Origin of the sequence: Candidatus Clostridium helianthi, from assembly GCF_045310795.1 — a bacterium.
In the GTDB taxonomy this organism is placed as follows: domain Bacteria; phylum Bacillota; class Clostridia; order Clostridiales; family Clostridiaceae; genus Clostridium; species Clostridium helianthi.
Genome location: NZ_JBJIAB010000003.1, coordinates 67,240 through 88,696, shown reverse-complemented (window position 1 = coordinate 88,696; position 21,457 = coordinate 67,240). Strand labels below are relative to the sequence as shown.

16 protein-coding genes are annotated in these 21,457 nt (G+C 29.4%); 13 read left to right on the top strand and 3 right to left on the bottom strand.

Features of this window, described 5'->3' with window-relative positions; translation table 11 throughout:
• Nucleotides 1-21: 21 nt before the first annotated feature.
• Nucleotides 22-1,701, bottom strand: coding sequence for a methyl-accepting chemotaxis protein (locus tag ACJDTP_RS03495; protein WP_406760510.1), 1,680 nt, complete (start codon nucleotides 1,699-1,701; stop codon nucleotides 22-24).
• Nucleotides 1,702-2,047: 346 nt separating this feature from the next.
• On the opposite strand from ACJDTP_RS03495, the gene ACJDTP_RS03490 reads away from it, so the two are divergent.
• The 13 genes from ACJDTP_RS03490 (at nucleotide 2,048) to ACJDTP_RS03430 (ending at nucleotide 18,898) form a co-directional block, all read left to right on the top strand.
• Nucleotides 2,048-2,722, top strand: coding sequence for a GntR family transcriptional regulator (locus tag ACJDTP_RS03490; protein WP_017209065.1), 675 nt, complete (start codon nucleotides 2,048-2,050; stop codon nucleotides 2,720-2,722).
• 168 nt (nucleotides 2,723-2,890) lie between these two features.
• Nucleotides 2,891-3,952, top strand: coding sequence for a mannonate dehydratase (gene uxuA / locus ACJDTP_RS03485; protein WP_406760509.1), 1,062 nt, complete (start codon nucleotides 2,891-2,893; stop codon nucleotides 3,950-3,952).
• Between the two features lie 98 nt (nucleotides 3,953-4,050).
• Nucleotides 4,051-5,664 (top strand): mannitol dehydrogenase family protein, encoded by a 1,614-nt coding sequence (locus ACJDTP_RS03480; RefSeq protein WP_406760508.1) that lies wholly within the window; start codon nucleotides 4,051-4,053, stop codon nucleotides 5,662-5,664.
• A gap of 418 nt (nucleotides 5,665-6,082) precedes the next feature.
• Nucleotides 6,083-7,495: a glucuronate isomerase gene (gene uxaC, locus ACJDTP_RS03475; protein WP_406760507.1), complete on the top strand. Its 1,413-nt coding sequence runs from the start codon at nucleotides 6,083-6,085 to the stop codon at nucleotides 7,493-7,495.
• A gap of 38 nt (nucleotides 7,496-7,533) precedes the next feature.
• Nucleotides 7,534-9,039, top strand: coding sequence for an MFS transporter (locus ACJDTP_RS03470; protein WP_077845066.1), 1,506 nt, complete (start codon nucleotides 7,534-7,536; stop codon nucleotides 9,037-9,039).
• A gap of 285 nt (nucleotides 9,040-9,324) precedes the next feature.
• Nucleotides 9,325-9,747, top strand: a complete 423-nt coding sequence (locus ACJDTP_RS03465) for an HIT family protein (RefSeq protein ID WP_077837419.1) — start codon at nucleotides 9,325-9,327, stop codon at nucleotides 9,745-9,747.
• A gap of 893 nt (nucleotides 9,748-10,640) precedes the next feature.
• On the top strand, nucleotides 10,641-11,198 hold the full coding sequence (locus ACJDTP_RS03460) for a class I SAM-dependent methyltransferase (RefSeq protein WP_077837420.1): 558 nt from the start codon (nucleotides 10,641-10,643) through the stop codon (nucleotides 11,196-11,198).
• Between the two features lie 587 nt (nucleotides 11,199-11,785).
• On the top strand, nucleotides 11,786-13,249 hold the full coding sequence (locus tag ACJDTP_RS03455; RefSeq protein WP_077837421.1) for a sugar ABC transporter substrate-binding protein: 1,464 nt from the start codon (nucleotides 11,786-11,788) through the stop codon (nucleotides 13,247-13,249).
• 82 nt (nucleotides 13,250-13,331) lie between these two features.
• Nucleotides 13,332-15,029: a methyl-accepting chemotaxis protein gene (locus ACJDTP_RS03450; protein WP_406760506.1), complete on the top strand. Its 1,698-nt coding sequence runs from the start codon at nucleotides 13,332-13,334 to the stop codon at nucleotides 15,027-15,029.
• Between the two features lie 165 nt (nucleotides 15,030-15,194).
• Entirely contained in the window at nucleotides 15,195-16,112 is a 918-nt protein-coding gene (gene rbsK / locus ACJDTP_RS03445; RefSeq protein ID WP_406760505.1) for a ribokinase, read from the top strand.
• A 479-nt stretch (nucleotides 16,113-16,591) separates the two neighbouring features.
• Entirely contained in the window at nucleotides 16,592-16,798 is a 207-nt protein-coding gene (locus ACJDTP_RS03440; RefSeq protein WP_241394300.1) for a hypothetical protein, read from the top strand.
• Between the two features lie 288 nt (nucleotides 16,799-17,086).
• Entirely contained in the window at nucleotides 17,087-17,857 is a 771-nt protein-coding gene (locus ACJDTP_RS03435; protein WP_077845070.1) for a DUF2087 domain-containing protein, read from the top strand.
• Nucleotides 17,858-17,947: 90 nt separating this feature from the next.
• Nucleotides 17,948-18,898: an L-lactate dehydrogenase gene (locus tag ACJDTP_RS03430; RefSeq protein WP_077837425.1), complete on the top strand. Its 951-nt coding sequence runs from the start codon at nucleotides 17,948-17,950 to the stop codon at nucleotides 18,896-18,898.
• Between the two features lie 157 nt (nucleotides 18,899-19,055).
• Here the strand turns inward: ACJDTP_RS03430 and ACJDTP_RS03425 are convergent, their stop codons facing one another.
• Nucleotides 19,056-19,670, bottom strand: coding sequence for an MntP/YtaF family protein (locus ACJDTP_RS03425; protein ID WP_406760504.1), 615 nt, complete (start codon nucleotides 19,668-19,670; stop codon nucleotides 19,056-19,058).
• A gap of 280 nt (nucleotides 19,671-19,950) precedes the next feature.
• A complete protein-coding gene (locus ACJDTP_RS03420; protein WP_077845072.1) occupies nucleotides 19,951-21,249 on the bottom strand; it encodes an Nramp family divalent metal transporter in 1,299 nt (432 codons plus the stop codon).
• Between the last annotated feature and the right edge of the window lie 208 nt (nucleotides 21,250-21,457).

Sequence of the window (21,457 nt, the reverse complement as noted above, 5' to 3'; positions counted from 1 at the left end):
TTAAGCTATTTATAACAACAATTATAATTTAAATTTACTTACTTCGTTCATCATAGAGGTTGTTAAATTTGATAAAGTTTGAGCTGAAGTTGCTACATCATTAAAAGATGAATTTATTTGTTGTACTGAGGCTGCTATTTCTTCAGATGAAGCTGCATTTTCTTCTGATACTCCAGAAATATCTAATGTTTTTGAGATTATTAGATCTTTTTCAATATTTATATTTTCAATAGATTTATTTATATTATCAACTCTAGGCAATATAGTATTTATAGCCTTAAATATTAAAGCAAAAGATTTTATAGAATCTTCAATAAGGACTGATTGATTATTTAAGCTATCTTTACCTAAATCAGTGGTCTTAACTGCTATTTGGGCTTCATTATTAATATTGGTAATCAAGCCACTTATATTACTGGCAGATACTTTAGATTGTTCCGCGAGCTTTCTGATTTCCTCTGCAACTACAGAAAATCCACGCCCTACTTCTCCTGCACGAGCAGACTCAATTGCAGCGTTTAATGCTAATAAGTCAGTTTGATCAGCAATTGAATTTATAATAGTAGTTATGTTGTTTACTTGTTCTACATGGTTATCTAATTGAACAACTTTATTTCTTACAGTGTCAAAAGATTCGTTTACATCTCTAATAGAATTAAATAAAAATTCTAATTTAGAGTTACTATCTTCGGCCATTGAACTAATATTATGTATATTTGAGTTTACATCATTAATTGACGCGGTTATTTGATCTAGTGAATCAGCGAAACTATCCAATGAAGTTTTTACATTCATTAAGTCACTAGATTGTTCAGTAGCAGCATTAGCGACTTCTTGAACAGCGGCATTAATTTCTTGTGCAGAAGAAGACATTTCATCTGAAGCTCCTAATAAATTAGTTGCTTGTATATTTACAACATTTGCTGAATTTCGCACTTCTTCGAGCATTGAAGAAATGTTTGAAATTGTTACTTTGAGTGATTTTTTCATTCTGCCAAATTCGTTTTTTAAGTCAGTGTTTATTTCGAAACTAAAGTCACCTCGAGCAACATTATCCAAATCGGACGTTATTTCTTTTATAGACTTTCTTATAACTAAGATTATAGAGGAGGAAACAAGTATCTGAAGAATAAAACCAATGAAGAAAGTGATAAAAAAGATTTTAGTGCTTCTAATGTATAAATTCATATTGTCATTATGTAGAGTATTAGCAGTATTTGAACTATAAGTTACTAAATTATCAAGAAAAAGTTGCATTTCAACTCCCAATTGATTAAATTTTTCTAAATCTATACCATATAATTTATTGCCTTTTTCAAGATTCTTAATTTGCTCATAGTAAGCTGAGGAGTCCTTCTTAAATTCGGATAAATTGTTTGTCTCTATAGTGCTAAGCGATAGGTTTTCGTAATCTTCTACCATTTTGTTTATGGCAGAGTAGTCATTATCTATAGCTGCTACATCATCATCATTAAATTCAGATATAGAAAGCCTATTGACATTTAACCGAATATTTAAGAAGGTTTGTCTAATTTCCTCAGTTTTAATAATTCTTGTTAATGCAATTGTGTACATTGATGATGAATTCGAGTTAATCGTTTTCATGTTATTATAACCAATTATTGCGATAGATAACGATACAACCGTTGATAAGATAACCATCAAAATAATGCTATTGATAATTTTAATATTTTTCAGCATAATTTTCCCCTTTCAAACATAATAATTTCCATATTGATAATATATCTAACCAATATTATACTCAAGGTCTAAAAAATCAGCGTATATATGAAATACGTACAATTATACTGCATTTTTCTGCTATTTTCTCATTATTGCTAACTATATTGTAAGTTAATGCATTTCAAAAAAATAATTAAATATTTATCTTGACATTGTAAACGGTTATGATTATTATTAAAACATAACTACCATACAAGTATGGCAGCATCGATTAATAATAGATTTTTTAAAATACTTATGATAAAATATAAGCACATCTACCATACAAGTATGGTAGTACTTGAAAGTAAGGGAGAATATAAAAATGGCTTTAGAGGTAAATAAAAATACAACAAGTAAAACTATATATTATAAACTTAGAGATGAAATTATTAATTTATATCTTGAGCCTGGTACTAGCATTTCTGAAAAGGAACTTTCGGAAAAGTATAGTGTGAGTAGAACTCCAGTAAGAGAAGCACTTGTTAGGTTAGCTCAAGAGGGGCTAGTTAATATTTATCCTCAAAAAGGAACGGTTGTTTCTTTAATTGATTTATCTGCAGTTGAAGAAGGAAGATTTTTACGTGAGCATTTAGAAAGAGCTGTGGTGAAGGAGGCTTGTAAAGAATTTTCACAAGAAAGTTTATTAGCCTTAGAAATGAATTTGAAACTTCAGAAAATGTATATTGAGAATCATGACTATAAGAAATTATTTGAAGCAGATGAGGAATTTCACAAGATAATCTTTGAAGGAAGTAACAAAAGAAGAATATGGAATAGTATTAATGATGGAAGTACAGAGTTTCAACGAATTCGTATGCTTAGATTAGTAACTAATTCTAGCTGGGATAACATATATCTTCAACATAAAGAAATTTTCAATGCGATAAAAGATAAAAATATAGATATAGCAGAAGGATTTATGAAGGAACATTTGAACATGGTTACATTCGATAAGAAAAAGATAAAAGAAGCTTATCCTAACTATTTTAAGGAATAACTGAAGCAATCAAACAGGCTCAAGATATAATGTTAATTATTTTTAAATTTAAGGAGGTGAGGCTTATAGATATAAGAAAATACAAATTAAAGGACCTGGTATATGATTGTTCTGCGACAATCAGTATATTGGAAGAAAGGACAATAAGAGGACAGGAGTGATATTACTATGAAAATGGGTTTTAGATGGTACGGAGAAGGTAATGATACCGTAACACTTGAACAAATAAAGCAAATTCCTGGAGTAGGGGGAATTGTTTGGGCTCTTCATGATATGGCAGCAGGTGAAGAATGGCCAATGGAAAAGATTCTTGAAGTAAAAAAATCAGCTGACAAATATGGATTTAATATGGATGTTGTTGAAAGTGTTAATGTACATGAGGATATTAAATTAGGTTTACCAACAAGAGACAAGTATATAGAAAATTATAAAAGGACAATAGAAAAGTTAGCTAAGGTTGGAGTTAAAGTAATCTGCTATAATTTCATGCCTGTATTTGACTGGCTTAGAACAGATCTATACAAGAAAGCAGAAGATGGATCAACAGCTCTTTTTTATGAAAAAGCAAAGATTAAAGATATAGATCCAATGGAATTAGTTAACAAAATTGCATCTAATCCAGATCTTACAATGCCAGGCTGGGAACCAGAAAGATTAAAGAATTTAACACAGCTTTTCGAAGCATACAAGAATGTAACAGAAGAAGATTTATGGAACAATTTAAAATATTTCTTAGAACAAATTATTCCTGTAGCTGAAATTAATGATATTAAGATGGCAGTGCATCCGGATGATCCACCTTGGCCAATATTTGGATTACCAAGAATCGTTAAGAACAGAGACGATTTAGCAAGATTATTAAAACTTGTTGATAATCCGTATAATTGCTTAACTCTTTGCAGTGGAGCTATAGGTTCAGATCCTAATAATAATGTTCCAGCTATGATAAGAGAATTTGGTAACAGAATTGCGTTTGCACATATCAGAAATGTAAAGATTTATGAAAATGGTGATTTTATTGAAACATCTCATAGAACTTGTGATGGTTCATTAGATATATGTGATATAGTTAAAGCTTATCACGAAGTTGGATTTACTGGATATGTAAGACCAGACCATGGAAGACATATTTGGAATGAACAATGCAGACCAGGTTATGGACTTTATGATAGAGCACTTGGAATTATGTATTTATGGGGAATATGGGATTCTCTTGAAAGAAATAAATAAAAGAGATAACTAAGAATTTTAGTTCATAGAATCTTAAGATACAAAAGATAATTAATAGTATTGACTTTATTAGCAATAGTTTTAAAGAGGTGAAAAAAATGAATAACGCCAAAATAGTACTAAGTAAGGAAAGTATCAAAAATACTGATTTATGGAAAAAAGCTGGAATTGAGATTCCAAAGTTTGATTATGATAAGATGTCAGCATCAACTAAGGAAAATCCTACATGGATTCATTTTGGAGCAGGAAACATATTCAGAGGATTTATAGCAATATTACAACAGGAACTTTTAAATACAGGAAAAGTAGAATCTGGTATTGTTGCTGTAGAAGGATATGACTATGAAATTATAGATGAAATTTATTCTCCTTATGATAATTTGAGTTTACTAGTAATTATGAAACCTGATGGTAGCTTAGAGAAAAAAGTGGTAGGAAGTATAGGTGAAAGCTTAGCTGGTGATTACTTAAGAGAAAAAGATTGGAATAGGTTAAAAGAAATATTTTCAAATCCATCTTTACAAATAGCAAGTTTTACAATAACAGAAAAAGGTTATAGTGTGAAGAATTTATCTGAACAAGATACAACAGATGGTTTAGAACATCCTGTAAGTATTATAGCTAAAGTTGCATCCCTAGCATATGTAAGATATCAAAATGGACAACTTCCAATAGCTTTTGTAAGTATGGATAATTGTTCTAAGAATGGTGAAAAACTTCACAATGCTATGGAAATAATGATAAAGAAATGGATAGAAAATGGATTAGTTGATAAAGGTTTTCTAGAATATATCAACGATACTAAAAAGGTATCTTTCCCTTGGAGTATGATAGATAAAATTACACCGAGACCATCACAAAGTGTTAAAGATACATTAGAAGAAGTTGGTTTTGATAGTACTAAAATTGTGACAACTAGCAAAAACACTTATATTGCACCTTTCGTAAATGCAGAAGGACCTCAATATCTTGTAATAGAAGATAATTTTCCAAATGGACGTATGCCTTTAGAAGAAGCAGGAGTATTTTTAACAAATAGAGAAACTGTTGAAAGGGTTGAAACAATGAAGGTAACTACTTGTTTAAATCCACTACATACTTCTTTAGCAGTTTATGGATGCTTACTTGGATTTAATTTAATTGCAGACGAGATGAAGGATCCAGCCTTAAAGAAATTAGTGGAAAAAATTGGATACGAAGAAGGAATGCCAGTTGTTGTTAATCCAGGAATATTAAAACCTGAAGACTTTATTAAAGAGGTAGTTGAAGTTAGGCTTCCAAATCCATATATACCTGATACACCACAAAGAATTGCTTCAGATACATCTCAAAAAGTTGGAATAAGATTTGGAGAAACAATTAAAGCTTATAATAATAGAGAAGATTTAGACGCTAAAGAACTTAAATATATTCCTCTAGTTATAGCAGGTTGGTGTAGATATCTAATGGGATTAGATGATAATGGTAATGTTATGGAATTAAGTCCAGATCCTTTATTAGATGAACTAAGAAAATATGTATCTGATATAAAACTAGGTACTAAAGAATCAGCAAAGGATAGTTTAAAACCAATACTAATAAATGAAGAAATTTTTGGAGTAAATCTTTATACTGTAGGTTTAGGTGAGAAAATTGAAGGTTATTTTAATGAATTAATTTCAGGTGTTGGCGCTGTTAGAGCAACTTTGGAAAAATATTTAAATTGCAAATAATTATATAAGAAAATCGAGTATAAAAATAAACATTTTTATCATTCTTCATTTATTATCTGCCCAATAATACAAACAAAGAATGATAAAGAATGTTTAAGAAAATTAATATGAAGTACATTATAACATAAGCAATGCTAATTAACAACCTTACGAAAATATCAAGAGGAGTATACAAAAGAAAAATAAAAGTTTTATTGATATCATTTAAGTAAGGGGGTTAAGTTAGCTAGATTAATAAGATAAATAATTTCAAATGTAATAAGGTTAATATATAAAGGCGAAGAAAACGTTGTAGTAAAGTGTTGAGTGGATGCAAATTACAATAATGTGCGTGGATTTATATAATGTGTGTTATTAACCCAAATATTCAATGCTTTACAAATATAAAATATTTATTTGAGAGAGTAGGATGACGAATATGAAAAATTTTATGGATGAGAATTTTTTACTATCTAATCAAACAGCTATAGATTTATATCATAATTATGCTAAAAACTTGCCTATTATTGATTACCACTGTCATATTGATCCAAAAGAAATATATGAAAACAAAAAATTCAGTAATATAACTGAAGCATGGCTTTATGGTGATCATTATAAATGGAGAGCCATGAGAAGTAATGGCATAGATGAAAAATGCATCACAGGAGATGGAAGTGATTATGATAAATTCTTGGCATGGTCACAAACTATACCTATGGCTATAGGAAACCCTCTTTATCATTGGACTCATTTAGAGCTTCAAAGATTCTTTGGAATATACGAACCACTTGATGAAGATACTGCTCCTGAAATTTGGAAGAGAACCAATGAATTATTAAATGGAGAAGGTTTTAATGTTAGAGATTTAATTATAAAATCAAATGTTGAAACTATATGTACAACAGATGATCCGATAGATACATTAGAATATCATATAAAAATTAAAGAAGATACTAGCTTTAATGTAAATGTTTTACCTACTCTAAGACCAGATAAAGGAATTGAAATAAATTTAGATGGTTTTGTTTCTTGGGTAAAAGCGTTAGAAAAAGTGTCTGAAATATCTATAGACAATTATGATGAATTTCTAAAAGCTCTTGATTCAAGAATAAGATTTTTCCATTCAGTTGGATGCAGAATAGCTGATCATGGTATAGATGGTGTTGTAGTTTATGCAGATACCTCAAAAGAAGAAGCTGCAGCTATATTTGCAAAGGTTTTAGATGGAAAGACTATAAGTGCTGATGAAGAGAAAAAATATAAAACCTATACGTTAAGACATGTATTTAAGCTTTACCATGAGTTAGGGTGGACTATGCAGCTTCATATTGCAGCTCTTAGAAGCAATAATACAAAAATGTTTAAAGAAATAGGACCTAATACAGGATTTGATTCAATTAATGATGAAAGTATAGCTTATCCGCTTTCTAGGCTTTTAGATTCTGTAGACAAAGAAAATTCTCTTCCAAAAACAATTTTATATACATTAAATCCAAAGGATAACTATGTTCTTGGAACTATGATTGGAAATTTTCAAGGGGATGGAATTCCAGGAAAAATGCAATTCGGTGCAGCTTGGTGGTTCAATGATAATAAGGATGGAATGATTGAACAAATGAAGGCATTAGGAAACCTTGGATTGTTAGGACGCTTTGTTGGAATGTTAACTGATTCTAGAAGTTTCTTATCATATACTAGGCATGAATACTTTAGAAGAATTGCTTGTAATTTAATTGGAGAATGGGTAGAAAACGGAGAAGTACCTAAAAATGATAAATTACTTAAAAGAATTGTTGAAGGTATATGCTATAGCAATGCAAAAGAATATTTTGGATTTGATGAAAAATAATTCGGAAACACTTAATTGATGAAAGTGAGGAAAAATATATGTCAAATAATAATAGAAAAATCACGATAGCTAGAGGTGTTGGTTATGGACTAGTTGATTTAATGGGTGGTGGAGCATTCACCATTATTGGAGCTTTCTTACTATTTTTCTATACAACATTTGCAGGATTAACACCGATAGAAGGTGCTTCTATTATAGCTATAGCTCGTATAGTAGATGCAGTTGCTAGTTTATTTATCGGTAGTATATCTGATAATTTCTATAAAACTAAACTTGGAAAACTTTTTGGTAGACGTCGTTTCTTCCTATTAATCGGAGCTCCGTTAATGGCAGATTACGTATTACTATGGGTAACAGGAAGAAGTTATGCATTCTATTTAGTTACTTATTTACTATTTGAAATAATTGCAGCAATGGTATTAATTCCATGGGAAACATTACCTGCTGAAATGACAAAAGATTTTACTGACAGAACTAAATTATCGGCATCAAGAATGTTTATTTCGGCAACAGGTACATTTTTAGCTACTTTTGTTCCAGGAAGATTAATAGCTTTCTTTGGTGACAAGAGCCCTCAAGCATATTTCATTAATGGATTAGTTTTTGCCATTATATATGCGATATGTATACTTATATCACATAAAGTAACATGGGAAAGAGACCTTACACCTGAAATGGAACAAGAGTTGTTAAATAGTTCTACAAGTAAGAGTTTTGGTGAACAATTAATGACTATTGTAAAGGTTGCTGGTGACTATGTTTCTACATTTAAGATTAGAGCGTTTAGACAACATTTAGCAATTTATATATGTTCATTTACGGCTAAAGATTTATTTAATTCAGTATTTATATATTTCTGTGTATTTAATTTAGGTGTTTCATCTACTACTGCTGCGAATGTACTTTCACTTAGCATCATTGGTATTCCTGTAACAATATTAGGCGGATTCTTAATGATTAAAGTTGGACCAGGTAACTTATATAAGATGGCTTATTCTATTATGATTATATGTTTATTAGCGTTTTATGGACTTTATGTAGGTAACTTAGGATCAAATATTGCCCTACTATTTGTAATTGGTACAATTTATCAAGTAGGAAGAAGCTTACTAGAGTTTACTCCATGGAATGTATTTCCATTCATTCCTGATGTTGATGAAATGGTTACAAGACAAAGAAGAGAAGGTCTTTTTGCGGCAGTTATGACATTTACTAGAAAAAGTAGTGTGGCAATAGCTACATTTGTTATAGGTGTTGTATTGCAAGAAAGTGGGTTTGTTAAAGGACAAGCGACTCAATCACCACAAGTTGTATCAACTATAGCTACTCTTTTAGCTGTTGGGTGTATATCTTTACTTGTAATTGCGTTAATTTGTGCTGTAACTTTCAAACTTAATAAAAGGACACATGGTATATTAGTAGATGAAGTTGAACGTTTAAAAAACAATGGATCAAAAGAAGAAGTAACTCCAGAAACAAAGGCAATTGTTGAAAATCTTACTGGATATAAATATGAAAATGTTTGGAAAGAAACAGCAGTGTAAATTAATTCTTTTGACTAATAGAATATTAACATATTAAAATAGCTCAAAATAATCATAATCTCTAGATACGTTTCAATTTAGTTATTATAGCTGTCTTAAGATAGAAAGTAAATTGCTATTTTAAGGCAGCTAATTTTAATTTCAGTTGTACTAAAATATTATTTTGATAGCTTCTATATTGTATGTAAGAATATAAAGGTATATCTTAAATAATTAATTGTACTATATAAATATAAAAATGTTATTAATATATGTCTATAAAAAATTAGGTTAGGAGACCGAAATATGAGTAATAAAAATAATTGTCTTTATTGTGATAAGGATGAAAAACTTGATAATTTAATGATTGAAATATGTAAGCTTGAAGTGTCAACTCTTTATTTGTTCAAAGAACAAAGCCATAAAGGAAGATGCATTGTTGCTTATGATAAACATGTGAAAGAATTATTTGAATTGGATGATAAGGAATTAGAATTATATATGAAAGATGTCACTAGAGTAGCGGCTATGATTAAAAAAACTTTTTCACCTGATAAAATAAATTATGGAGCATATTCAGATACGCTTCCACATCTTCACTTTCATTTAGTTCCTAAGTATAAAGATGGATATTCATGGGGTGGTGTATTTGAAATGAATCCTCAGAAAAAATATTTAAGTGATGAAGAATATGTGAAGAGGATTAATCTCATAAAAGAAAATTTATAATTATATATTTTGTGTTAGCTATTTCAAAATAGAGGATAGATATCTGTTTTGAGGTAGCTATTTTACAATACAGATTTATGAATTTATTTTGTATTGGATGTATTAATAACTATATATCCATATTAAGTTTTGAATAGAACTTTCTATTTATACTAATCAAGAGGAACTTATAATATAAGTACAAGGGGATAATTCTACAGCATATGGAAAAGAAAATAGATTTATTTGAAACTTAGATTAAAAGTTTTAGTAAAGTTTCTTCAATGACAAGTTTAGGAGGCATAGATATTGAATTATCCCCTATAGATATTTATGATATATATTCCTTTTTAAGAAGACATAAAGCAAAAAGTTAAACATATATTATAATCTAAGAAATGTACTAAGATTACATTTGGAGTTGAAATTAGATTGAAAATAATGATCAATATATTTGTTTTGTAAAGAATAGGCATGATTATTTATAATTTTTAAATTATCAGAGCTTAATAAAATTAAAATAATAAACTTTTACCTAATTAGTTTATGTAAAACATTGAATTTATTTCCTTATTATGTTATAATTTAGAGGTTGAAAAAATTGGATTCCAAAATAGTTTTTTGACTTTTACACTGTGTTAGAGATTCATCATCTAAACATTTTTAGCTATGTAAAATTCGTTAACAGATTGCGTACTTTTAAAACTGTGCATGATGTCTACACAGAAGTGTTGTAATTAAATAAGAAAATATAGTTAGAAAGAAATTTATAAAATATTTTAGATTATCTCTAGTTTTTAAAAATCGAGAGGTAGTCTCTTTTGTTAATAGTAGAATATATATTTTATTTAGTTTGTTTAAGTTCAATAAAATATGTATTCTAATTAAGAAAATATAGAGAGGGTTGTATTATTATGTGGATAAAGTTCTTAATGGAATATTTTAAGTCACCAAGAACTGTTGGAGCTGTAGCGCCTAGTTCTAAAAAGCTTGCGGAAAAAATGGCGCATGATATTGATTTTGACCATGCAAAATGTATTGTGGAGTATGGTCCTGGAACAGGAGTGTTTACTGATAGACTAATGAAAAAAATAAAGGATCATACGATGTTAATGCTCGTAGAATATAATGAAGAATTCTGCAGAGAACTAGAGGAAAAGTATGGTGAATATAATAATGTTATAATAGTAAATGACTCAGCTGAAAATGTAGATAAATATTTAAAAGAATACAATATTAAAGAAGTAGACTATGTTGTATCAGGATTACCATTTGCTAGTTTGCCAAAGAATATGTCAAATAGAATATTGAAAAAAACAAAAGATATATTAAAAAAGAATGGATTATTCATAACATTTCAATATACATTGCTTAAAAAGGGATATATAGGAAGTTATTTTGAAGATATAAGTCTAGAAAGGGTAGTGTTAAATATACCACCAGCATATGTCTTAAAATGCCAAAATACCTAAGATGATCAACATAATTTTAAGTTATGTGAGAACTTGCTAAAATAATAGTAGTAAGTTTATTTTATAAATTTAGAATGTTGGTATTTAGAAATATAAGTTTTGTAGGAGATTTAGAATTTTATATTAAGTTTTGAAGAAGAATACAAATATATATATATTTTGAAGATAATAATTTTTAGCATTTAATTAATATAAGTGAAGCTCTCAATGTATGTTGAGAGCTTTTTATTTTTAAAGATGATGTTTAAGAATAATTATTATATATACTTTACCTTAAATTTCCGAAGTAATATTATACTGTAAAAATAACATTTATTAAGAAGTATAAAATAAAGGATTTTTGAAATTATTGTAGAATTATAGAAATTATAGGAGCATTTTAATATAATAGTGAATATAACATTACAATAAGTTTGCATTAAAAAAGATAGTTTGCGAGGGAGGAATGCAAGTCGTGTAAACGTTTTTTGAGAAAGGTGGGCTCATATTTGTTATAAATTTAACAAATATGATATCTACGTAGTTGTAGTGTATTAAAAGGATTGAATTATTAATATGATTAGATCCTACTAAGGAGGAAAGTCAAAATGGGAATATTAAATTTTAGGTTACGCAAATTAAGTTGCATTGTAGTAATAATTTTGGTTGGAAGTATTTTATCAGCTTGTTCCCAAGCAGGTAAAGTAATTATTGACAACGAGCCAAAAGAAGATAGGCAAAAAGATTATATCGAAGAAGTTCCAACACAAACTGTAACAAATGAGAAATCAGTAGATTTGGTGCCGTTGTACGAGCAGGTAAGAAGTTTAAAGGGACAAGAGGCATTGGATTTTTTTGAAAGTCTTAAATCCAAAGGATTATCGGATAGTGATATATTAGAATTTTTTATTAATTTGCCTCTTTCAGATGCCAATAAGGAGATTACTGATATATATAAGAATGAAAAATTTGAAACTTATATGAGTACATATCCTACGGGAAAGCCTTACGGAAATTATAAATGGACAAATGGAGATGGAACTAAGATAAAAGGAGCATTTAGTGAGCTGGATTTGAAATTACCATTTTCAAATTATGTAGCCTTAAAATCAGGACCAGTTGGAGACTCAAATAAAAAGTATAGAATTGGTGTTGCTATCCATGGATTTGATCAGCCATGGAATGTTAGTTTAGCTGATGCAGCTCAATGGGAAGCAGAAAGACATCCAAATGTCGAAGTTGATGTTAAAGATGCTCAATGGGACAACGATAGAATGGCAGATATTATTGATAGTTTTGTTTTGCAGAAAGTGGATGGAATTTTAACTTGGCCTATGGTTGAATCAGAAACAACTATTGCACCAGTGAAAAGGGCAATTGAGGCAGGTATACCAGTTGTAAGCGTTGATAGAATGACAGGACTCGAGGAGACTACGAGTAGAGTTACTGGGAATTTTCCAGCAAATGGTGCTCAATGTGGTATGTATTTAATTTGGAAACTTGCAAAAGAAGGTAGCCTAAATGCAAATGTAGTTCTTCTTAGAAAGCCTTCGGGAAGCACTGCTGATGCTAATAGAACTGGTCATTTCCTTAAGGTACTAAGTTATTTTCCTGATATTCATATATTAAAATCATATCATGATGATGATAATACAGCAGAAGCACTTGCCAATATGCAATTAGCATTAAATGAATATCCTTCTATTGATGTTGTATTTGGGACAGGTGATCATGAAGCTATTGCTGCTTATGATGCATCAAAGAATGCTAATAGATTAAATAGCAGAAAGGATGCTAAAAAGATGATGTTTTTATCAATTGATGATTCTAAAAAGGCAATTACATCCGTAAAAGATGGATTGTTTGAAGTGAATACACCATACACGCCTTTAATATCTGATATTGGAATGAGAACTTTACTTAATATAATCACTAAAAATGGTTCAATGCCACATGATATTATTACACCTAATATACCTATGGTGACAAAAGACGGAGATACTATATTTGGATTGAAAACCCAAACACCTGATCAATGGTATGAATATACTTTTGGAGCACCAATTAAATAATATATAGATATTAATTAGAAGTTAATATTAGATCTGAAAATTTTACAGAATCAATGACATAAGAGGAAGGAGAAACTTCAAGATGAAAAAAATAGGCTCAGTTCCAGGAAGAATTCCCTTAACAATAAAATCAAAGCTTATTATAAGCTTCTCATTAATAGTATTTTTAATATCTACAGTAGGAATGACATCTTATATGACTATGAGGTCTTACTTGGTACAAGAAAATATTATGATTGAAAAAAACGTTATGGCGAATGATATAATAATTTTAATAAACTCAATTCCTCAGGATATATCAAAATATATATTAAACCCAACAGCGGAGAATAAAAAAATTATAGATGATAAGTTTATAAATATTAATAAAAATCAAGAGTTTATTAAAGACAATCTATCTGGAGAGAAGGCACTGAAATCTTTTGATGCCGTAAGCAGAATGTTAGAGTCGTATTCAGAGGAAAATATAAAGCTTTTTGAAAGTAAGAATGCCACTGAAATGGTGGAAAAAAATAAACTTATGAATAGGTTTTCTAAGCTAATTCAAAATAGCATGCAGGAATATATGTCAGTAGAATTAGATCAACAAAATAGAGCTAGAGCAGATTTGGCTAAAAAATCTAATTTCACAGGAGTATTAATCATTGTCTTCATAGTATCCATAGGTTTTTTTAGCATAATTTTTGCTATTTTCTTTTCGATAAAGTTAGGAAAATCATTGAATAAAATTGTACTATTAGCTGATGATATTGCTAATGGAAACTTACAGGTAGAAGAATATAAAGTAAATTCTAATGATGAAGTATCTTTGTTGGCAAGTTCTTTTAATGAAATGACAAAAAATCTCAGAACTATGATTAGAGGTATTATCAATAATAGTAAAGATTTATATGAATCTTCTACTATGATCAAGGATAGGGCTAAGGAAAGTGTCAAGGCAGTTAATCAGATTGCAGTATCTACTCAAGATGCTGTCGATGGTTCGCAGTATCAATTTAGTGAAGCAAAAAGGACTGAAGAAGCAGTTAATAGACTTATTAAAATGAATAGCACAATAAAAGAAAAGTCAAATAATGTTTTATCTTCGGCCAACAAATCTCTTAAAATAGCTGAAGGTGGAAATGAGAAAGTTAGATCCATGTTAAATCAAATGAACACTATTAAGGAACAGGTTATGAATATTCAATCGGTAACTGGCATTTTAAAAGAAAATTCATCGCAAATAGAAACGATACTAGATACTATTTCTAAAATTACAGCTAGTACGGAGTTGTTGGCTCTAAATGCTGCTATTGAGGCAGCTAGAGCAGGTGAATATGGAAAAGGATTTGCAGTTGTATCAGATGAAATTCGTAAACTAGCAACAAGTTCTGCAACATCTACTGTAGAGATATCTAAAATTTTAACTCAGATTCAAAATTATATTAATGTATTGATTAAAAGTATGTCCATTGCGGTTAATGAGGTGATGAGTGGCTCGGAGAAAGTTTTAGAAGTTGAAGGAGCATTTAAGAATATTGTGGAGTCAAACAATGATGTTGACGGTGAAATAAAAAATATTTCAGGAGAAATTTTAGTAATGGTTAATGAAATAAGTGCAATTGAAAAAATATCTAAGAATATATGTGAAATTTCAAATAAATCACTAGAAGGAAGTACAGATATATCTGCAATAGTGGAAGAACAGCTAGCAACCCAAGAAGAATTCTTTGCATCTGCTACTACTTTGGCTAACATTTCAAGTGAGTTATCAAACGTTGTTTCTAAGTTTAGGGTTTAAGCGAACTTTAGAAATTTTAATAGGAGTAATACAAGATTATTGGAATGTTGAAATATGTACTGAGTTAGTGAAGTTTTTAGGAATAGAAATTATGATATAATAACACTAGATTTAAATTAGAAATATATTTCGTTTTAATTTGATATAGGAAGAGGAGCGTATTACATGAAAAGTCTATGTGTAATTGGAAGTTTAAATATGGATTTAGTAACTACAGTAGAAAATTTTCCTTTGGCAGGACAGACTATCATGGGGAAAGAATTTAATACATTTCCAGGAGGAAAAGGTGGGAATCAAGCAATAGCACTAGGTAGATTGGGATCAGATGTGCTTATGGTAGGAAAAATAGGGGGAGACATATATGGAACAAGATATTTAGAAGTTTTAAGAAATAATAATGTTAAGTATGATGGAGTAAGTATTGAAAAAGGTATGTCCTCTGGAGTAGCAGTGATACAAGTAAGTAATAATGGAGAGAATAATATAATTGTTGTTCCAGGAGCTAATGCAGAAGTTGATATAAATTATATTGAAAGCAAATGGAGTTTGATTGAGAGAGCAGATATATTCTTATTTCAATTAGAAATTCCATTAGAAACAGTAATTGCAACTATGAAAAAACTAAAAAAACAAGGTAAGACAGTAATACTTGATCCAGCACCAGCGGTAGATCTTCCTGATGAAATTTTTAAATATGTGGATTATTTAACACCTAATGAAACGGAGTTGGAGACTTTAATTGGAAGAAAGATAAATAGTGAAGAAAATTTTGCAGAAGCGGCACAAACATTATTTGATAAGGGGGTAAAAGTTATAGTTGCAAAGTTAGGTAGTGATGGGGCTGCAATTATTAAGAAAGATAAATGTACTAGAGTTCCGGGATTTACTGTTGATGCAATAGATACAACAGCAGCGGGAGATTCTTTTAATGCAGGATTTGCTTTTGCCCTAGCAAAAGAAAAAGAACTTAAAGAATGTGTAATATTTGGAAATGCAGTAGGCGCTATTTCAACAACCGCACTAGGAGCTCAAGAAGCTATGCCAACATTTGAAAGAGTTGATAAATTTATTAGGGATAGATAAATTTATCAGAAAAATTATATTTAAGTTAAATAATGAAAAATTAGAATCAGCACGTAGAGTGCTAAAAAGCAAGGTTAAGTAAAAACAAAGTTCATATTTATAATATAAAAGGATTTGCAGGGTACAAATATCCTATAAAGAAACTGTTGTAAATAATATATGACTCAATATCTAAATAATTATAGTTGGATATTGCGTTAAAAATTATTTTCAGCAGTTTTTTGTTGATTCTAAATTAAGGAGCTGAAATTAAGAAAGTTTAATTATAATCATTTTTTACATATCATTCAATTTGTGGTAAGAGTAAACTGTTATTGTGGTGCTAGTTTATTATTAAACAAGCTGTTTCAAAACTTTAAAAATATTAAAGAAGGAGTGAGTTAAATGGGATATCATGAAACAGAATTTAGAGAGTATTCAAGGAAAGGAATTATAAAAAATACGGAATGAAATTTTGAATTAGTAGAGGTAAGATAAAGATGAAGAATAAAAATAGAATAGGAAACTTATTTGTCAAGTTAAAACAGAATGCTAAAGCTTGGATTATAGCAATCTTTAATTTCGCGCCTAAAGATACTATAGAGAGTTTTGATTACTATGAGTTTAAAAAGATAAAATCTAACGATTATGAGGAATGTAGAAATAAGATTAGCATTCAGATGCAAAGAGATAGGCTTTTATTTTAGGGTTATAATAATGGAATCTCAAATCTGAAAGTATTAGAAAATACAAGTAAGTTTTAAGATATATCTAATATACTAATAGGTCAACCATAGAGTAATAAATAGAAATGGTTGGCCTATTTTTATTTGAAATAAATAGAACTTTGAAAAATCTTATGAGATGCAGCTAGAAAGTCGATATTTATAATGTATAAACATTAATTATAAATGTTTGTTTATATATAGACAAAATAAATAAAAGTCTGTAATATATTAAATAGAAAGTAATTATATTGAAAGGGAATGAGATTAATGGATATAAAATCAAATGAATTATTTTGGAATGCTACTATAAGTGAGCTTAAAGAAGGGGTTATCGAAGAAAATGATGGATATAGGTGTATAATATGCGAAGAAGAATTCCAGAGAGGAAGAATATATGAAATAAATTCAAAGTTGTATGATGCGAAGAAATCAGCAGAGTTGCATCTTAAAACAAGTCACGGTTCAATGCTTGAATATTTATTAAATATGAATTCTGGTTTTACTGGAATATCAGATGTTCAAAGAGAATTAATAAAATTGATTGCTCTGGGATTATCTGATAAAGAAATTTCAGAGAAACTTAAAGTTGCGCAATCAACAATACGAAATCATCGATATAAATTAAGAGAGAAGGAAAAGCAAGCAAAATTATTTTTAGCTATGATGGATTTGCTTTCAAAAACTACAGATAAGAAAATTAATAAAATTGGTAAAGAGACTATATGTGATGCTTATAAAACGGCAACTACTTTAGATGATAGGTATAATATAACAGATAAAGAAAAGAAGAGTGCGATTGAAACTTATATGAATGAAAATGGTGGTTTAAAGAGTTATCCAGCTAGAGAAAAGAAAAAGATTATTGTATTAGAAGAGATATCAAGAAATTTTTCAAAAGGAAAGCAATATTCTGAAAAAGAGATAAATAGGATTCTAAAGAGGGTGTATGAGGATTACGTAACCATAAGAAGAGCTTTAATAGAGTATGGATTTATAGAAAGAAAAAAGGATGGAAGCAGCTATTGGATTAAGGAATAAGTTTTTACGCCAAAGTGGAATTGGTTAGATGATAATGAGCTTGATTTTTGATATAATAATTTATAGCAAAATTAGTATAGGGGGATATATATGGCAATTGGAAGAAGTAAAGTAGTAATAGTTGGAACGGGTTCTGTTGGGGCAGCGGTAGCATTTGACATGGTAATGAATCATGCTTGTGATGATTTAATATTGATTGATATAAATAAAGAAAAATCATGGGCTGAAGCAACGGATTTACAGCATTCTCTTGGATATAGCGGAAGTAAGATGAGGGTGAAAAATGGGGAGTACGAAGAATGTACTGATGCAGATATAGTTGTGATTGCAGCTGCGTTACCTTATATTACAGGTCAAACAAGATTAGATATGTTAGAAAAAGCTGCAGGAATAATGAATAATATAGTGCCGAACATCATGAAAAGTGGATTTTCAGGCATAATAGTTGTGATAACAAATCCTGTAGATGTTATGTCATACTATGTGCATAAACTTTCAGGTTTACCAGCAAGCAAAGTCATTGGAACAGGAACAGCTCTAGATTCAGCACGTTTGAAATATCATTTAGCTGATGTTATGAGTGTTGATCCACAAAGTGTTCATGCTTTGTGCATGGGAGAACATGGAGATTCGCAGATAATTCCATGGAGTCAAATTACAGTTGGGGGTAAAAAGTTTTTAGATATAATCAATGACAATAAAATGAGATTAAAAGGCTTTAATTTAAATTCAGTAACGGAAGATATTAAGAAAATAGCATATCGTATTGTAAATGCTAAAGGTGCAACTACTTTTGGTATTGCAGCAACTACTGTTCAGATTGTAAAAGCAATATTACGTGATGAAAATAAAGTTATTCCTGTATCGGCTATGCTTAATGGAGAGTATGGTGAAAGCGACACATATGCAGGTGTTCCAGCGGTTTTAAATAATCAAGGAGTGAAGGAACTTGTTGAATATCACTTAATTGAAAGTGAAAAGGCAGAATTAAAAAAATCTATTGGAATTATTAAAGACTACAATAAAAGACTTAAATTATAAAATATGATATTTAATATTTTTTTATAAGTGATTTTTTATATAACAAATTGAGAATGAAAGCATTTCTGTTTATAGAAATACTTTCATTCCTAAAATTTATAATTGTTCTTCAATTTATTATGTTACGATTTTAGTAAACCATATTAACCTAAATCTATTAGTTAAATAATTCTATGACTCCGAGGCTTATAAGTAAGAGTCCTGAAATTAACGGAGCAAATTTACCTAAAAATTCGCCTAAGATATGGTTTCCAGCTCTTTTGCCAAGTTTAAGTGTACAAATACTTAATATAAATGTTAATATGACTGTAAGTTCTATATTAACGCCTGTCACGCTTGCAGCAACTCCTGTACCAAAGTTATTAAATGTTAATGCAAAAGCTACCAAAAAGGCTTCTTTTTTATCTATATCTCCTGACTTATCTAAATCTGATTTTTCTGCATATTCAATCATATCATTAGTATTCTTTAAAGCGAGCTCTTTTATTTTTTTATTATTTATAAGTTTAAAAATACTTTGAATTACAAAGTATAATCCTAGAATTATAATAATTCCAGCACCTAAGCTATTTGATAAAAAGCTTGGTAAAAATTTAGATACATATATTCCAAGTAACATAGATAAAAATGTTCCAGTAGAAGTTACAAGTGCTACTATAAGATTTGCAGTTGTGTCTATTCTTATTTTTTTTATTCCATATGCAATACCTATAACTAAATTATATAAGTTAGAAGATAAACTAAATAATAAAGCAGATAAAATTAATATCATAGATGTCATTCCTTCTTAATTATTACTTATATTTAATATATGGTTGTGAATTTGTGTGGTGATTAAGAATTTTTAAGCGAAATTACGTTTAATTACTAACATCTATTAAATACATAAAGATATTTAAGTTGTATTTTACAAGATGTCCATGCAAAAATGTGTGGATTAAATTAATAGTGGGAGGAAAACTCTTCTAAGGCTCTGGAATACCGAAAAGAAGAGTTTTTATCTTTTAACATGTTAATAGACTTAATCACAAAACACTCCTAAAATATTACTATTAAGCTTGGCCAGTAAATGTTAAATATAAGAGAACCATATTTAGTGATATGATTATAGCCGCGATGATAATACCTAAAATTCTTACCCAATTGCGATTTGCCATAATACCCATTAAATCCTTACGCCTAGCTATAGTTAGCATTTGTATTATCGGAAATGGCAATATGAAGCTAAGTGCCACTTGGCTTAAAACAAGGGCATTCATTGGATTTATTCCAAGTGCAATTATAGCCAATGCGGGCATCATAGTTATAAGTCTTCTAATATTAATTGGTATACTTAAATTAACAAAACCCTTCATAATTGTTTGACCTGCCATAGTACCCACAGCAGATGATGACAAACCTGAGGCAAGTAACGCTATCCCAAAAGCTCCGCTAGATAATGAACCTAGTAAAGGTTGTAATGATGTATGGGCTTGCTCCATTGTATCAACAATTAATCCATTTTTATTGAATACAGCAGCAGATACAATAACCATTGCAGCATTCACTATAAAGGCAATATTCATAGCTATTGTTACATCAATTTTTTCCATTTTTAAATGTCTTAGTTTTCCTTCAATGGATGTATCAGTTCCTCTATGCTGAACCAAATGTGAATGGAGGTATATTACGTGAGGCATAACTGTTGCACCAAGCATTCCTACTGCGATTAATAATGCCTGACTATTTGGCAGTGATGGAATTATTGTATGAATGCCTACTTGAAACCAATCAGGTTTGGCAAGAAATAATTCTATTGTATATGCAATACAGATTATTGCAACAAGAACTGATATTATTATTTCTATAGTTTTTTGACCATACTTTTCCATATAACAAATGAAGAATGTTATTATTCCTGTAATAAATCCAGCATATATCATTGGTATATGGAACAATAAATATAATCCCAAAGTTCCACCTAGAAATTCTGCTAAGTCAGTTGCCATTGCACCTATTTCTGCAACAATCCAAAATACCCAATTGGTTTTTTTAGAAAATACTTTAGCACACATTTCTGGAAGGTTGTGGCCTGTAGCTATTCCTAATTTTGCAGACATTATCTGTAAAAAGATAGCCATTAAGTTACTAAATAAAATTACCCAAATTAACGCATAACCAAATTCCGATCCTCCACTAATATTAGTTGCAAAGTTGCCAGGATCTATATATGCTACACTTACAATAAAAGCTGGACCTAAATATTTTAATAATTGACTAAACTTACCAATACGAGCACTCCTGTCTTTTTTAAATGGAACAAATCCAGTAACAGATACATCAGTGCTTCTTAAACCTCTTTCGTTCTCCAAGAAAATACATCACCTTTCTTACTTTATTTTTTATGTGTCTAATTTTTTTAATCTTATATGTAATTAAGATAGTTATTATCAGTTAACTTTCTTAGCCTAGTCTAAATTATTTTATATTATAAGTTATGCAATAATATTCTAAATGTTACAGTAAAGTAACTTTTTCGCCATCAAAGCATATAATTTATTAAGTAGATTATTACGGGGA